The sequence below is a fragment of the Burkholderia sola genome, assembly GCF_905400185.1.
Lineage (GTDB): Bacteria > Pseudomonadota > Gammaproteobacteria > Burkholderiales > Burkholderiaceae > Burkholderia > Burkholderia sola.
Genome location: NZ_FR989676.1, coordinates 1,087,990 through 1,103,405, shown reverse-complemented (window position 1 = coordinate 1,103,405; position 15,416 = coordinate 1,087,990). Strand labels below are relative to the sequence as shown.

The window sequence follows — 15,416 nt, the reverse complement described above, 5'->3', positions numbered from 1 at the left end:
CGGAACCGGGCGGCCCGACGCGGGCCGGTATCCCTCTCCGCCGTGCCCGCGTCACCTTCCCCTCCCGCGATCAGCGGAACACGTTCACCGCCTCGACCAACCGCGTCGCCTGCTGCTTCAGGCTTTCCGACGCCGCCGTGCTCTGCTCGACGAGCGCCGCGTTCTGCTGCGTGATGTTGTCCAGATGCACGACTGCCTGGTCGACCTGCGCGACGCCCGTGCTCTGCTCGGCCGTCGACGAGCTGATCTCCGCAATGAGGTCCGACACGCGCTTCACCTGCGTGACGATGTCCTCCATCGTCTTGCCCGCGCCATCGACGATCCGCGCGCCCGACTCGACCCGCTCGACGCTCGCGCCGATCAGCGTCTTGATCTCCTTCGCCGCGTTCGCGCTGCGCTGCGCGAGCGCGCGCACTTCGCCGGCCACCACCGCGAAGCCTCGCCCCTGATCGCCCGCGCGCGCCGCCTCGACGGCCGCGTTCAACGCGAGAATGTTGGTCTGGAACGCGATGCCGTCGATCACGCCGATGATGTCCGCGATCTTGCGCGAGCTGTCGGTGATGTCGTTCATCGTCGCGACGACTTCGTTCACCGCCTGCCCGCCGCGCCCGGCCGCCTCGCTCGCGGAAACGGACAACTGATTCGCCTGCAGCGCCGTCTCCGCATTGCTCGACACGGTGGCCGTCATCTCGGCCATCGACGCGGCCGTCTGCTGCACGCTCGTCGACGCCTGCTCGGTGCGCGCGCTCAGATCGTTGTTGCCTTGCGCGATCTCGTTGCTCGCGCGCTGCACGTTCAACACCTGTTCGCTGACGTCGTCGACGAGCCAGCGGAACATCAACCCGAGCTGGTTGATCGTGCGCAGCGTCATGCCGATCTCGTCGACCCGGTTCATCCGCACGCCGCTGCGGCTCTCGCCGGTCGCCACGCGCAACGCCTCGTCGCGCAGTTGCCCCAGCGGCCGCACGATCTGCGCATCGAGCCACAGCCCGGCCGCCGCCGTCACGCCGACCGCCGCACCGGCAAACGCCGCGAACGCGCCGCCGGTCAACCCGGCCGCCCAGCCGGCGCCGACGACAGCCGGCGCGAGGACGCACAGCGTCGACACTAGCCGGGCCCGCACCGACATCGTCTGGAACAGCGACGCGACGCGCATCGCGCCCGTACGCACGATCAATCCCTTGTGGAACCGGCGGCTGCCGGCCTTGCCTTCGCGGAAATCGCGATACAGCGCCTCGGCGGCCGCGATCTCGTCGCGTGTCGCCTTCGTGCGCACCGACATGTAGCCCTTCGGCTGCCCGTTGCGCATCACCGGAATCGCGTTCGCGCGCACCCAGTAGTGATCGCCGTTCTTGCGGCGGTTCTTCACGAGCGCGGTCCACGGCTCGCCGCCCTTGAGCGTCGCCCACATGTCGGCGAACGCTTCCTTCGGCATGTCCGGATGCCGTACCACGTTGTGCGGCTGGCCCTCGATCTCCTCGGGAGAAAAACCGCTGACCTGGATGAACGCCGCGTTCGCGTACGTGATGTGGCTGTCGACGTCGGTCGTCGACATCAGCGTCGCATCATCGGCAAATTCGAATTCGCGTTGCGTGACAGGCTGGTTGTTGCGCATGGTGTGGAGCTCCGGGTGACGGATCTTGCGTCCGTTCGTCGATTGATTCGAGACTCCACGCATGGCGATCGATTCGCCCGCGTGTGAGTCGACTCCTGCGCTTTCGGCAAATTCCGCCAAAACATGATGCCGTACTCGGGTAAATATGCATTAAAGATGCATGATCGTGTTTTTGCCGAATGATTTGTTTATGGATAAACCAGAATGCGTGGCCGGACAACGGCCTGACGGCCATTCGCCCGATCGTTCGACGTAATGCGTTCGGCCCGATTTAGCGCGTAACGATAAAGTCGTAAATACGAATATTTCTCGTTTGGCGTCATTCGATTGAATTCGCCAATCCGAACATGTATCGTGCGCGACATGCCGGATTCATTGATCGAATCCGCACGTCGCGCACGCTTGCAACCCTCACCTGAACACGTTCACCGCATCGACGAGCCGCGTCGCCTGCTGCTTCAGGCTTTCCGACGCCGCCGTGCTCTGCTCGACGAGCGCCGCGTTCTGCTGCGTGATGTTGTCCAGATGCACGACTGCCTGGTCGACCTGCGCGACGCCCGTGCTCTGCTCGGCCGTCGACGAGCTGATCTCCGCAATGAGGTCCGACACGCGCTTCACCTGCGTGACGATGTCCTCCATCGTCTTGCCCGCGCCATCGACGATCCGCGCGCCCGACTCGACCCGCTCGACGCTCGCGCCGATCAGCGTCTTGATCTCCTTCGCCGCGTTCGCGCTGCGCTGCGCGAGCGCGCGCACTTCGCCGGCCACCACCGCGAAACCGCGCCCCTGTTCGCCCGCACGCGCGGCCTCGACCGCCGCGTTCAACGCGAGAATGTTGGTCTGGAACGCGATGCCGTCGATCACGCCGATGATGTCCGCGATCCTGCGCGAGCTGTCGGTGATGTCGTTCATCGTCGCGACGACTTCGTTCACCGCCTGCCCGCCGCGCCCGGCCGCCTCGCTCGCGGAAACGGACAACTGATTCGCCTGCAGCGCCGTCTCCGCATTGCTCGATACGGTCGCCGTCATCTCGGCCATCGACGCGGCCGTCTGCTGCACGCTCGACGCGGCCTGTTCGGTGCGCGCGCTCAGGTCGCTGTTGCCTTGCGCGATCTCGTTGCTCGCGCGCTGCACGTTGTGCACCTGCTCGCTGACGTCGTCGACGAGCCAGCGGAACATCAGCCCGAGCTGGTTGATCGTGCGCAGCGTCATGCCGATCTCGTCGACGCGGTTCATCCGTACGCCGCGCCGGCTCTCGCCGGTCGCGACGTTCAGCGCCTGCTCGTGCAGCCGCTTCAGCGGTTGCACGATCTGCGCGTCGAGCCACCAGCCTGCCGCGACCGCCACGCCGGCCGTCACGCCGGCAAACGCCGCGAGCCCGCCGCCGGTGAGCCCGCAGGCCCATCCCGCGCCGACGACGGCCGGCGCCAGCACGCACAGTGCCGCATGAACGCGCGCACGCACCGACATCGTCTGCGGCAGCGACGCGACTCGCAGCAGCCCGGTGCGGATCACGAGCCCCTTGTGGAACCGGCGCCGGCCGGCCTTGCCGTCGCGAAACGCGCGATACAGCGCGTCCGCGGCAGTACTCTCGTCGTGCGGCGCCTTCGTGCGCACCGACATATAGCCCTGCGGCGCGCCGTTGCGCATCACCGGAATCGCGTTCGCGCGCACCCAGTAGTGGTCGCCGTTCTTGCGGCGGTTCTTCACGAGCGCGGTCCACGGCTCGCCGCGCCGCAGCGTCGCCCACATGTCGGCGAACGCCTCCTTCGGCATGTCCGGGTGACGGACCACGTTGTGCGGCTGGCCGACGAGCTCCTCGGTCGAGAAGCCGCTCACTTGCGCGAACGTCGTGTTGGCGTAGGTGATGATGCTGTCGGCATCGGTCGTCGACATCAGCGTGACGTCGTCGGGAAAATCGAATTCCTGTTGGGTAACGGGCTGGTTGTTGCGCATGCAAGGCTCCGAAAGGCGGATCTGTCGTCCGCGCCGCGCTGAAATCGCGCTCAGTAGCCGAAAAACGGTTGTTCGCTTTACGACACTCTCGTCCTTACTGTCGGCAATTCACCGGCAAACCTTAATTTCGATGCGAATAAAACGGGCAATCCGGCCATTACCATGATTCAGATCAAATAATCCGCCGATAATCCCCGCGCACGTTTATCTGTCGGTCACGAAGCGCCGAACGACATTGGCAATGCCGGCCGCTGTTGCGTGCAGCGAAACGATTGGCCTATCCTGCTCCATTCCACTGGAATTCGAATTCGATGAAAAAGGCATTGCATGAGCTGAATCGGCTGTCCTGGAATACCGCGACGGCCGCGCATGAGCGCCATCAACGCGATCAGGCCGCGTTTTTCCGGAATGGCGGCGCCACGCGGTTTCCGGGACAACGCGAACCGGACGGCTATCGGATGGCGCCGCCCGACCGCATGCCGCGCCTGCCGCCGACGAGTACGATCGCCGCGCACCGGAGGGCCGCATGACGCGCCGCACCGCCGCCGAACGCGACGCGCTGTCGGCCCGCCCGCTTGCGCGCGACGACGTACCGCTCGTATGGACCATCGACCGGCGCGAAATCATCGAATACCTGTACGTGCTGCGCGACGGCACGCTGCATCTCGTGCCCGAGTTCTACGACGTGGCCGGCTGGCCCGACGGCGAAGCCGATCACTACACGCCGATCCTGCTCGACTGCCACGACCGCGGCGGCTGGTTTCTCGGCAGGTTCGACGGCGCGCGGCTGGTCGCGGCGGCGGTCGTCGACAGCCGGCGGCTCGGCCCGCAACGCGACATGCTGCAGCTGAAGTTCCTGCACGTGAGCCACGACTGGCGCGGCTGCGGGCTCGGCGAACAGCTCTACCGCACGGCCCGCGCGCAGGCGCGTGCAATGGGCGCCGAGCGGCTGTACGTATCGGCCACGCCGTCGCAGCGCACGATCGACTTCTACCTGCGGCTCGGCTTCACGGTCAGCGCGTCGCCCGATCCCGAGCTTTACGCGCTCGAGCCCGACGACATTCATCTGGAAGGGCCGATGGCCTGACGGCTGGCGCGCGGATGGCGGCGCGCGCTTCAGGCAACTGTCGCGGGCCGGTGGTTAACGACGAAGGGCGGCGCGAGATGTCTCGTGCCGCCCTTCGTAGGGGAAACAGCGCAGCAGCAAAGCGGCGCGTATCCGGCCGCTTCACCGCATCACGCCGCTCACACGCGTTCGATCGCGATCGCGATGCCCTGGCCGACGCCGATGCACATCGTGCACAGCGCAAAGCGGCCGTTCGTACGATGCAACTGGTACATCGCGGTCGTCACGAGGCGCGCACCCGATGCGCCGAGCGGGTGGCCGAGCGCGATCGCGCCGCCGTTCGGGTTCACGCGCGGATCGTCGTCGGCGACGCCGAGCATGCGCAGCACCGCAAGACCTTGCGACGCAAATGCCTCGTTCAGCTCGATCACGTCGAACTGGTCGATCGTCATCCCGAGTCGGGCGAGCAGCTTCTGCGTGGCCGGCGCGGGGCCGATACCCATCACGCGCGGCGCGACGCCGGCCGTCGCGATCCCCAGCACGCGGGCGCGCGGCGTCAGGCCGAAGCGCTTCGCGGTTGCCTCGTTCGCGAGCAGCAACGCGGCGGCGCCGTCGTTCACGCCCGACGCGTTGCCGGCCGTGACCGAGCCGTCCGGGCGCACGACGCCCTTCAGCTTCGCGAGCGTCTCGAGCGACGTTTCGCGCGGATGCTCGTCGCGCGACACGACCAGCGGATCGCCCTTCTTCTGCGCAATCGTGACCGACACGATTTCTTCGGCGAGCGTGCCGTCCTGCTGCGCGCGTGCGGCCTTCTGCTGGCTGCGCAGCGCGAACAGGTCCTGATCCGCGCGGCTGACGTTGTAGTCGACCGCGACGTTCTCGGCGGTCTCCGGCATCGAATCGACGCCATGCAGCTGTTTCATCAGCGGATTGACGAAGCGCCAGCCGATCGTCGTGTCGTAGATGTCGGCCTGGCGCGCGAACGCGCTCGCGGCCTTGCCCATCACGAACGGCGCGCGCGTCATGCTCTCGACGCCGCCCGCGACCATCAGCGCGGCTTCGCCCGACTTGATCGCGCGCGCGGCCACGCCGACCGCATCCATCCCCGACCCGCACAGGCGATTGATCGTCGAACCCGGCACGCCTTCCGGCAAGCCCGCGAGCAGCGCCGACATGCGCGCGACGTTGCGATTGTCCTCGCCGGCCTGGTTCGCGCAGCCGTAGATCACGTCGTCGATCGCCGTCCAGTCGACGTCGCGGTTGCGCTCGACGAGCGCCTTGAGCGGCACCGCGCCCAGATCGTCGGCGCGCACGCCGGACAGTGCACCGCCGTAACGCCCGATCGGCGTACGGATCGCATCACACAGAAAAGCTTCGGTCATCAGTGTCTCCGGTCCCACGGAAGGCTGGGAAATGAACAGGGCGCGCCCCTTGCATTGCCCGCCGGGATGCGCTTAAATGTTCTATATACGAACATAAGATCGTGTATCGAACGTTCAACGCATCATAGGGAGTGCGGGGACGACCTGTCAAGCGCGCGGTCCGCCGGGCGGTTGGCGTGTCAGGCCCCATGCGCTATCTTCTCGGCTGCACGACAAACCAACCGTTCATGACAACCGAAGACATCCAGAAACCCGGCGACTCCTATGTGCAGTCGTTCGCGCGCGGCCTCGCGGTGATCCGCGCGTTCGACGCGACGCGCCCGGAGCAGACGCTCACCGAGGTCGCGTCGGCCACCGGCCTCACGCGCGCGGGCGCACGCCGGATCCTGCTCACGCTGCAGACGCTCGGCTACGTCGAGGCCGACGGCCGGCTGTTCCGGCTCACGCCGAAGATCCTCGAGCTCGGCTTCGCGTATCTCACGTCGATGCCGTTCTGGAATCTCGCCGATCCGGTAATGGAGCAGTTGTCCGCGCAGATCCACGAAAGCTGCTCGGCCGCGGTGCTCGATCGCACCGAGATCGTCTACGTGCTGCGCGTGCCGACCCGCAAGATCATGACGATCAACCTGTCGATCGGCAGCCGGCTGCCCGCGTACTGCACGTCGATGGGCCGCGTGCTGCTGTCCGCGCTCGACGACGCGGCGCTCGACGAAACGCTCGCGCAGAGCGGCATCCGCGCGCACACGCCGCGCACGATCACCGACCTCGGCGAGCTGAAGGCGGCGATCGCTCAGGCGCGCCAGCAGGGCTGGGCCGTGGTCGACCAGGAACTCGAAGTGGGGCTGATGTCGCTGTCCGCGCCGATCCGCAACCGGCGCGGGCAGATCATCGCCGCGATGAACATCAGCGGCAACGCGCAGCGGCATACCGCGAAGCAGATGGTGAAGGAGTTTCTCGGGCCGCTGCAGCAGGCCGCGCAGACGGTGTCGGAACTGGTCGCGCGGCGCGGGTGAGCGGTTACTTCGCTCGCGGGACCGGCACGACGGTCATTCGCGGATCGCGCGGATAAAAAGACGGGCGGCATGGGCCGCCCGCTCAACTCTCTGACTCTGCTTGCAACGTCCTTCTCACGGAACACGGAGCGCGCTCCGCATCAATCAATTTAGGGATGCGGCCACGCCCGGTCAATTTGACGAGAACGAAATTGCGGGGCACCACTCGGACACGCGCCCGTCCCGCCGCTCACGCGCCCAGCAGCATCCCCTTGCGCACCGGCACCGTGCCCGTCACGCGGCCGAGCGGCGCGCCGGCCGTCACGAAGCGGATCGCGCGGCGCATGTAGAACACGCCGTCGGTCGCGCTCGAGATCGTCGTGACCGCATCCGTCAGCGGATCGACGATGTCGAACAGCGGATCGCCCGCACGGATCGTCGCGCCGATCGCCGCACGGTGCACGAGAATCCCGCTCACCGGCGCGTAGAACTGCTCGCTGCCCGCGAGCGGCGTGGCCGGCGCGGCCAGCGGCGGCAGCGGCGCGGGTTCGCCGCGCACCGCGCCGCGCCACACCAGATAGTCGACGAGCGCGTCGGCGTCGCGTTGCGCATATTCGTACGTCACGTCGCGCTGGCCGCGGCACTCGACCGTCACGGCCACCGTGCCGGCCGCCATCGGCGTACCGGCCGGCAAAAGCGCACTCAACCGCGACCACAGCAGGTGATGCGCATCGTCGAACGCGTGCCCGCCCGAGTCCTCGGCGAGCAGCGACACCTGTGCACCGAGATAACGCGCGAGCGGCTCGACGTCCGGCCACGCGCTATCGCTCGTGTACACGTGCATCACCGCTTCAAGCGAGCAATGCAGGTCGATCACGACGTCGGCGTCGTGCGACAGCTTCAGCAGCGCAAGCTGCAGCGCATCGAATTCGGTGCGCGGCGCGATTTCCGCGAGCGCCGCCCCGACGCATTCGCGCACGATCGCGCGATTGTGCGCGCCGTCGTCGCCGAGCCGGTCACGCGCGCTCGCGGCGATCTCCGCGAGCGGCAGGAAGCCGCGATTGAAGTTGCGGCCGCTCGCGAGGTCGAAACGGCCGATGAACTGCCCGAGCAGATGATGATTGAGGCCGATCGGGTTCGATACCGGCACGAGCACGATTTCGGCCGCGAGCCGGCCTTCGGCGTCGAGCTGCGCGAGGCGCTGCTTGAGCACGAACGCCGCGAGCATCGCGGGCGTCTCGTCCGCGTGCAGCGCGGCCTGCAGATAGATCTTGCGGCCGCTGTCGGCCGGCCCGAAATGAAAGCTCGTCAGCGTGCGCTGCGTGCCGATCGACGGCGACAGGAGCGGCGTAGTGCGAATCTGCATCGATGGTCTCGAACGAAATGAAAACGAAGAAGCGGGTGAAACGTCGAGGTCGCCCGGCGTTCAGTCGCCGTACGGGTTGAAATCGAAATACTGCTTCGCGATCCGCTCGTACGTACCGTCCTTCAGCATCGACGCGATCGCGCCGTCGATCGACGCCTTCAGCGCGGTATCCGACTGCCGCATGCCGATGCCGACGCCGCGATCGCCCATGTCGAGCGGCGCGCCGACGAACGCGAAACCCTTGCCGCGCGGCTGGCGCAGGAACCCGTAATCGGCTTCCACGGTGCCGAGCAGCGCCGCGTCGAGGCGGCCGTTGACGAGATCGGCGAACACGTCGTCCTGGCTCTTGTACGGCACCACGCCGACGCCGGCCGGCGCCCAGTGCGCGAGCGCCCACGATTCGAACTGCGTGCCCGACTGCACGCCGACGCGCTTGCCGGCCAGCGACGCCGCCGTGCCGTCGAGCCCGCTGCCGGGCCGCGCGACGAGCCGCGACTTGAAACGGAACAGCTTCGACGAGAACAGGATCTGCTTCTCGCGCTTCGCGGTGATCGCCATCGACGACAGGATCGCGTCGATCTTGCGCGCCTGCAGCGCGGGAATCATCCCGGAGAATTCGAGCTCGACCCACTGGCAGCGCAACTGCGCGCGGCGGCAGATTTCGTTGCCGAGATCGACGTCGAAGCCCTTCAGGCTGCCGTCGGGCGCTTTCGCATCCATCGGCGGATAGGTCGGATCGATGCCGAGCCGCACCACGTGCGCGTCGAGCGCGTACGCGGACGTGGCGGCCAGGCCAAGGCACAGGGAAACGAGCGGGACGAGGAAACGTTTCATGGTCGACGATGGGCAGGAAGCGAGGCAAACGGCATGAGCCGGACTGCCTGCGATCGTAGAAGCGCGGGGCCCACGCCGGAACCATCGGCTGACTTATCATGATCGGTATTTCCGATCACCGGCTTCGCTGCTTCCCATGGCGTTCACGCTGTCCCAGCTCCGCATCTTCCAGGCCGTCGTCGAGCACGGCAGCCTGCGCGCGGCCGCCCGCGCGCTCGACCTCGCGCAAAGCGGCGTCACGCAGCAACTGCAGGGCCTCGAGGCGACGCTCGGCGCGACGCTGTTCACGCGGACCAATCGCGGGATCGTGCCGACGGCCGTCGGCCAGCGGCTGCTCGCGCGCTCCGGTTCGATCCTCGGCGAATGCGAGCAGGTCGAGCGGGAAATCCGTCAGTTGAGCGGCGCCTACGAAGGCACCGTCACGCTCGGCCTCGTGACCGAGCCGCTGATCGACGCGTTCGCGCCCGTGCTGACCGCGTTCCGCGCGCGCTTCGACAAGGTGGACGTGCACCTGCGCACCGGCACGTCGCGGATGATGATCGGCTGGCTGCGCGAAAGCGCGGTCGATTTCGCGATCGCGCTGGTCGCGAAGCAGACCGACACGACCGATCTCGCGGTCACGCCGCTGCGCACGTCGGCGCCGGTGGTCGTGTGCCGCAACGGGCACCCGGCGATGCACGCGCAATCGCTCGCCGAGCTGGCCGACTATGGATGGGTGTCGACGCGCTCGCCGAACCTGAGCGCCGATCCGGTCGTCAACCGGCTGCTCGCGTACTTCGACGCGCACGGCCAGCCGCCGCCGAGGATTCTCGCGACCGTCGAAGGGATGTTCGAGACGCTGCAGATCGTCACGCAGACCGATTCCCTCGCGCTCGAAACCGAGGCGATCACGCGGCACGGGCCGTTCGCCGGCGCGCTTGCGAAAGTACCCGTATGCGAACGGGCCGACGCGCAGGACGTCTGCCTGCTGCAACGCGCGGCCGTGCCGCTGACGCCGGCCGCGCAGGAACTTGCGACGATGCTCGCGTCGTATCTGAGGGTGGTGCGCGGGCGGTAAGCACACGGGGTCACTGCGCCGCGCGCGCTGCTTGCGATCCATGGCGTATGGCAAGCCGAGGGTAACGTGCGGCATCTGATCGCGCGCAAGCTCGTCGACCGGGACCGGCTGCTCGGGGCACTGCCGCCGACGTCATGGGAGTTTTGTTGACGACATCGTACGAGTTCGATTGGACGCCTATCTCACTCTGGTTGCAACATCATACGAATTGGTTAGATACTAGTAATGTTGATGAAGTCACATTGAAAGAATGGCCGAGTGGCAACAATCTCAGTCACGCGTGTCATGCCTGCTGCAACTCCGAGGGCAAAGCGTTTTGACTTCGTCAACTCTAAAATCGATGTAACTTTTTCACAGAAAACCAAACGCTACTGGGACCATTAGATGAAAAGACGAAACTTTCTTGGCGCCTCCACTGCTTTTTTAGTAAGCAATCCTGTTCGATCACTCGCGCAAGGACACGGTCCAGCCGACGATCTTTTGCCACCAATCAGCGTTACGGCACCCACCGAACTTGCACTCCCCATAGCAACACCCAATGGCCCCGCTGGAGGTTATCATTGGGCAATAAATGGAGATAATATTCGCGGTGGCATATTTCAAATTGGCAAATTCAGATTAGTCAATGGGAAAAAGATTCTCGAAGCTGCCGCCGCCGGACGTTCCCGGGACGTGCTTTCTGAATTTGGGTATGGGATGGAACTTGCAAGCAAGCAAGTTGTGCAAGCGCAAATTTCAACCTATGCCCTTTTCACTTCGTGGATTGCAGACATGGGCTGGCAAGGCATCACTGGCGCGACCCAGTATGGCCTCTCCGATACGACGTTTAGTGGTCTCACAACAGCATTCGGGTTGTTCAGCGACTATTATTTCAGTCACCTCCCAGCTCCACCCATTGAGAGCTTCAAATTCTACGCCACTCCATTCTTCACCCTTTCAGCTTACTATAACTGGATCAGAGGAAACGGAGACCCGAAATCGGTCGACCTAAAATCTTTGAAACTCGGAATCGGTGTTCAGCAGATCTCCCCAATAAGAGACATTATTGTCAACGATGCCATGGGCCCAGGAACCTATCGGATCGACGCCCAGTTCAGCACGAATTTATTGAGCAACCAAGAATTAATTGTCGGATCGGCACTCGGACGAGTGAGCGGCCACATCCAGGGTGAGCTATTTTTAGGAAGTGATGATAGTTTCTATTTCAGAGGCGAATACACACTCAACCCAGACAAATTCGACTTTGATGCATCGCGGTCTCGTCCGTCGATACAAGAGGCCTTGACTACTTTCGTCCGTAAGATTGGAGAATTTACTGATCACAAAGATTTCATGATCTATTTTACTGGATCGCAGCCACTCAACGTCAATGGAACCAGAGCCAGCATCAAAGCAACGAATCCAGACGGAACGCCAGCGGCGATCCATACGGCAAGGCCTGGTGGTTTCGGGCGCAGACCATGAGTCAATTTTGCTGATCCGTGAACCGGCATGAGGAAAGCTCAAAAGCTTTCCTCACATCGACAAACTGGATTTTTTGATTGCGGAGAGAATTTTGATTAAAAAAATACTCAAATACACGATAGCCGCCGGCGGCGCATTACTAGCCTGCGCATTAGTTTTATTTGCAATTTTAGCTTACGTAAGGAATTGGGACGGCGGCGATGGTACGTGCCCCAAAATGACTCGCCACGAAATAACGGAATTCGTTGAAAAATACGCCAAACAGAATGGCTTATCTCAAGTAATTTTTGACGAGAATTTCGAATACGTCACTGATCTCCACCAATGGAAGGTTCCGTATCGATCCGATGGCCATCGATATATCGCAAAGATGACGTGCCTTGGAATCGTTCTTGACAATGTGGGCCCGTATAATTGACCCCTGATTTCACTCCTGATAGCGGGTTAGTAGCGGCAAAACGATAGGCCCGCTCGGACAAGCATGGTTCGCGGACTCGAGAAAGTGGAACAACTGCTGCCGCTACCAATGGCAACCTACAACCTGACGCTATTGAGATCGCTGGCCGCATTGCCCCGCACCTCGCGCTCGATCGACTGTCGCCAGCCGACCGGCATCTAATCTTACTGTGTCAATAAATCAGCATTGGATGCTGAACAAAACGGACATCGCTCAAGCCGGCGCGCGATGTATGCAGCGATACGCCAGCGCAGCGTGGTGATGGAATCAGCCACGTGGCGCTGTGCGCGCTGGGGACCCGCGTGGCACGTAATCCGAGGGTAAGGCAAACGGGTCGCCGATCGCGGAGTTTTTTTTACTGTCGCCTTGAATGAGGCGTTGAGCAACAAGAAATCCATAGGCAGCAATACACAACGATGCATGGTGATGGAAGCCACGCCAGCCACGTCCTTCGAAGTGTCCCAGGCCAAACTCCCGCTTGAGATCCTGATAGTCCCGCTCGATACGCCAGCGCATCTTGGCGACATGAACCAGTCGTTCGAGCGTCGTGTCTGGGGCAAAGTCGAAAGCCAGTACTTGAGTGGCTCCGCATCATCTTCGGGCCATTCGATCAACAGCCATTCCTCATCGCGCAGTGTGGAGCGCCAGTAATCTCGGTGTGAAGCACGCACGCGCACGGCAGCAAAGCGCGAACTGAGCGCGGCGCACGTGCCTTCGCGCCATATAACGTTACGATAGCACGAGGCATCGAGCGTAGAGGCCAGATCCTTGACTCCGGTCGGCTCATGTCCCGGTGCGCGCCGTAACAAGCTGCGTGGCCGACCCGACTTCCCCGTGGAGGGCTCGGGAGGGAGAGGAGCCGTGCCCGGCGCCCATACGCGCGTGTTCGAGCGAATGCCCACCGTATATTGCAGCCCGAGCTCGCTGACGGCCTCGCGAAACGAGGTGTCGTCTCCATAGCCCGCATCGGCCAACACGATACCGTCGGGCGCACCGCTTTGCCGTGCTTCGTGCAACTGCCCGGTCGCAATCCCTGGTTTGGTTGCAAACTCGATTTCCTCGGGCACGCCGGCTTTCTGTCGTCGCACGGGATCGTCGCTCCATTCACGCGGCAGATACAGTCGATACGACACGGGTAGGCTCGCGCCTTCCGTCGCCACCGACAGGCTCACCGCGACCTGGCAGTTGTCCTGCTTGCCCAGTTGACCGCAGTATTGCCGTGCCACGCCGACCGAATGCTTAACCTTCTTGGGAAATCCCGTGTCGTCAATGATCCAGTACAACCCGCCAGCCGGGTCCATGTGCGGCAGCACCCAGCGCCGCACCTGCTCGAGCAGCGCCGTATCGGACCATTCCGACTTCGCCACGAAATGATGCAGTGACTGGTGCCGCGCGCTCACATCCTCCGGTTCCAGATGTGCCGCCAGCGGCTCGACGCTCTTGCGCCGAATTGGCAGCATCAGCCCTTGGCAATGCCCTTCAATCCTGATTCACGATCGTTATGCCCAAGCGCTTCACACAAATGTTCCAGATACGCATCGAATGATCTTTCCCAGTCCATCATTCCTCACGTCATGGATGAAGAAGTTCCTATAATGGCATGAATTTATTGACACAGTAAGATTAGGGCCGATAGTGTTACTGCCCACCGTCGATCTTTTGAGTGACCACATAAACGTCCACACCGCTCATCGAGCATTCGCTGGACGACGCTTCGCTACTCGTGATGCCCTGGAACGTCGCGCCCGACTTATCGACGAACGTGATGTCGTAGATCTGGCGATACAGATCCTTGCCGGTCATGCCGACCAGTCTGCCCGGTCACGTCAGGCTGCCGCCCGCCTCGCGCGTCAGTCCAGCGATTCCCGCGCCGTCTCGCGCAGCATCGCGACCGCGATCAGCGACAGCACCACGCATGCGGCCACGTAGCCGGCCGGCGCGAGTTTGCTGCCGGTCGTCTTCACGAGCCAGGTCGCGATCAACTGCGCGGTGCCGCCGAAGATCGTCACCGCGAGCGCATACGCGATCGAGATGCCCGTCGCGCGCACGTGGCGCGGCAGCGACTCGCACATCAACGTCATTTCCGATGCCGAGCCGAGCGAATAGAACAGCAGCATCAGCGCGGTCAGCGGCAGGATCACCGACAGCGTCGGATGATGGTTCATCAGCCAGAACGCCGGGAACAGCAGCGCGACCAGCACGCCGCGGCCGACGAAGATCGGCAGGCGGCGGCTGCCGAGTTTGTCCGACAGCCAGCCGAACAGCGGGCACGTGACCAGCATCACGCAGCCCGACGCGACGCCGACGAACATCGACAGCTTCATCGGCAGGCCGAGCGTATGGATCGCGTAGGTCGGCATGTAGAACGTCAGGATGTAGGTCGACACCGTGCCGCCCATCACCGTGAGCATCAGCAGCACCACCGTGCGCGTGTGCTTCGAGAACAGCTCGTGCAGCACGCCGCGCTCGATCCCGTGATGGCGGTCGCCGGGCGAGTCGTCCGCGAGCCGGCGACGCAGAACCATTCCGACCGGCGCGATCAGCACGCCGACGAGGAACGGCAGCCGCCAGCCCCAGCCTTCGAGCGCGTCCTTCGTCATCGTGTTCGACAGCAGCGCCGCGAAGCCCGAGCCCATCAGCGCGGCGCCGCCCTGCGTCGCGAGCTGCCAGCTCGCGCGGAATCCGCGGCGCGACGTGCCGCCCTGTTCGAGCAGCGTCGACGTCGCCGCGCCGAATTCGCCGCCCTGCGAGAAGCCCTGCAGCAACCGCGCGAACACGACGAGCAACGGCGCGGCCACGCCGACCTGCGCATAGGTCGGCGCGATCGCGATCAGGCCGGTGCCGAGCGCCATCAGCATGATCGTCAGGTTCAGCGCGGCCTTGCGCCCCTTGCGGTCCGCGTACACGCCGAGCACGACGCTGCCGAGCGGCCGCGTGAAGAAGCCGGCGGCGAACGTCGCGACCGACAGCAGCAGCGACGTGGTCGGGTCGCTCGACGGGAAGAACAGCTTGCCGATCAGCACCGCGAAGAAGCCGTACACGGTGAAATCGAAGAATTCCAGCCAGTTGCCGATCACGGCCGCTGCGATCGCGCCGCGCTTCGTGACGGCAGGCGTGTCGGCTTCGGCCACGCCCGCCGACGCCGGGTGCAGCGCGAGATGGTCTTTCTGCATCGCTATCCTCTCCTGTCAATGCGGCCGGAAGCGCCGACCGCGCGCCGCCGCCGC

General features: G+C 64.3%; 11 protein-coding genes and 1 pseudogene. 4 read left to right on the top strand and 8 right to left on the bottom strand.

Annotated elements, in window-relative coordinates:
- Positions 1-70 precede the first annotated feature (70 nt).
- On the bottom strand, positions 71-1,615 hold the full coding sequence (locus tag KR541_RS21550) for a methyl-accepting chemotaxis protein (protein ID WP_089489812.1): 1,545 nt from the start codon (positions 1,613-1,615) through the stop codon (positions 71-73).
- A gap of 411 nt (positions 1,616-2,026) precedes the next feature.
- Positions 2,027-3,571: a methyl-accepting chemotaxis protein gene (locus tag KR541_RS21545; RefSeq protein WP_124631305.1), complete on the bottom strand. Its 1,545-nt coding sequence runs from the start codon at positions 3,569-3,571 to the stop codon at positions 2,027-2,029.
- Between the two features lie 526 nt (positions 3,572-4,097).
- On the opposite strand from KR541_RS21545, the gene KR541_RS21540 reads away from it, so the two are divergent.
- Positions 4,098-4,658, top strand: coding sequence for a GNAT family N-acetyltransferase (locus KR541_RS21540; protein WP_124594377.1), 561 nt, complete (start codon positions 4,098-4,100; stop codon positions 4,656-4,658).
- 158 nt (positions 4,659-4,816) lie between these two features.
- Here KR541_RS21540 and pcaF read toward each other — a convergent pair whose 3' ends face one another.
- Positions 4,817-6,019 carry a 3-oxoadipyl-CoA thiolase gene (pcaF, locus tag KR541_RS21535; protein ID WP_124555307.1) on the bottom strand — a complete coding sequence of 401 codons (1,203 nt, stop codon included), beginning with the start codon at positions 6,017-6,019 and terminating at the stop codon, positions 4,817-4,819.
- A 227-nt stretch (positions 6,020-6,246) separates the two neighbouring features.
- Between pcaF and KR541_RS21530 the strand changes: the two genes are divergently transcribed.
- On the top strand, positions 6,247-7,032 hold the full coding sequence (locus KR541_RS21530; RefSeq protein WP_050012439.1) for an IclR family transcriptional regulator: 786 nt from the start codon (positions 6,247-6,249) through the stop codon (positions 7,030-7,032).
- A gap of 229 nt (positions 7,033-7,261) precedes the next feature.
- Here the strand turns inward: KR541_RS21530 and KR541_RS21525 are convergent, their stop codons facing one another.
- Together KR541_RS21525 and KR541_RS21520 are read right to left on the bottom strand one after the other, a co-directional pair.
- Positions 7,262-8,377, bottom strand: coding sequence for a succinylglutamate desuccinylase/aspartoacylase family protein (locus KR541_RS21525; RefSeq protein WP_050012110.1), 1,116 nt, complete (start codon positions 8,375-8,377; stop codon positions 7,262-7,264).
- Between the two features lie 60 nt (positions 8,378-8,437).
- Positions 8,438-9,211 (bottom strand): transporter substrate-binding domain-containing protein, encoded by a 774-nt coding sequence (locus KR541_RS21520; RefSeq protein ID WP_089489818.1) that lies wholly within the window; start codon positions 9,209-9,211, stop codon positions 8,438-8,440.
- A gap of 136 nt (positions 9,212-9,347) precedes the next feature.
- Between KR541_RS21520 and KR541_RS21515 the strand changes: the two genes are divergently transcribed.
- Positions 9,348-10,268, top strand: a complete 921-nt coding sequence (locus KR541_RS21515) for a LysR family transcriptional regulator (protein WP_050012112.1) — start codon at positions 9,348-9,350, stop codon at positions 10,266-10,268.
- Positions 10,269-10,652: 384 nt separating this feature from the next.
- Entirely contained in the window at positions 10,653-11,732 is a 1,080-nt protein-coding gene (locus KR541_RS21510; protein WP_143328921.1) for a lipid II-degrading bacteriocin, read from the top strand.
- Positions 11,733-12,456: 724 nt separating this feature from the next.
- Here the strand turns inward: KR541_RS21510 and KR541_RS21505 are convergent.
- The 3 genes and pseudogenes from KR541_RS21505 to KR541_RS21495 form a co-directional block, all read right to left on the bottom strand.
- Positions 12,457-13,750, bottom strand: a pseudogene (locus KR541_RS21505) (IS701 family transposase).
- 77 nt (positions 13,751-13,827) lie between these two features.
- Complete coding sequence (locus KR541_RS21500) at positions 13,828-13,992, bottom strand: hypothetical protein (protein ID WP_160300496.1); 165 nt, start codon at positions 13,990-13,992, stop codon at positions 13,828-13,830.
- 47 nt (positions 13,993-14,039) lie between these two features.
- A complete protein-coding gene (locus KR541_RS21495; protein WP_216089775.1) occupies positions 14,040-15,362 on the bottom strand; it encodes an MFS transporter in 1,323 nt (440 codons plus the stop codon).
- Positions 15,363-15,416: the final 54 nt, after the last annotated feature.

Bases quoted from the DNA above. Each gene is read 5' to 3' on its own strand.
- KR541_RS21495 (WP_216089775.1), bottom strand. From the start codon at position 15,362: ATGCAGAAAGACCATCTCGCGCTGCACCCGGCGTCGGCGGGCGTGGCC.
- KR541_RS21525 (WP_050012110.1), bottom strand. From the start codon at position 8,377: ATGCAGATTCGCACTACGCCGCTCCTGTCGCCGTCGATCGGCACGCAG.
- KR541_RS21520 (WP_089489818.1), bottom strand. From the start codon at position 9,211: ATGAAACGTTTCCTCGTCCCGCTCGTTTCCCTGTGCCTTGGCCTGGCC.
- KR541_RS21500 (WP_160300496.1), bottom strand. From the start codon at position 13,992: ATGACCGGCAAGGATCTGTATCGCCAGATCTACGACATCACGTTCGTC.
- KR541_RS21515 (WP_050012112.1), top strand. From the start codon at position 9,348: ATGGCGTTCACGCTGTCCCAGCTCCGCATCTTCCAGGCCGTCGTCGAG.
- KR541_RS21540 (WP_124594377.1), top strand. From the start codon at position 4,098: ATGACGCGCCGCACCGCCGCCGAACGCGACGCGCTGTCGGCCCGCCCG.
- pcaF (WP_124555307.1), bottom strand. From the start codon at position 6,019: ATGACCGAAGCTTTTCTGTGTGATGCGATCCGTACGCCGATCGGGCGT.
- KR541_RS21545 (WP_124631305.1), bottom strand. From the start codon at position 3,571: ATGCGCAACAACCAGCCCGTTACCCAACAGGAATTCGATTTTCCCGAC.
- KR541_RS21550 (WP_089489812.1), bottom strand. From the start codon at position 1,615: ATGCGCAACAACCAGCCTGTCACGCAACGCGAATTCGAATTTGCCGAT.
- KR541_RS21530 (WP_050012439.1), top strand. From the start codon at position 6,247: ATGACAACCGAAGACATCCAGAAACCCGGCGACTCCTATGTGCAGTCG.
- KR541_RS21510 (WP_143328921.1), top strand. From the start codon at position 10,653: ATGAAAAGACGAAACTTTCTTGGCGCCTCCACTGCTTTTTTAGTAAGC.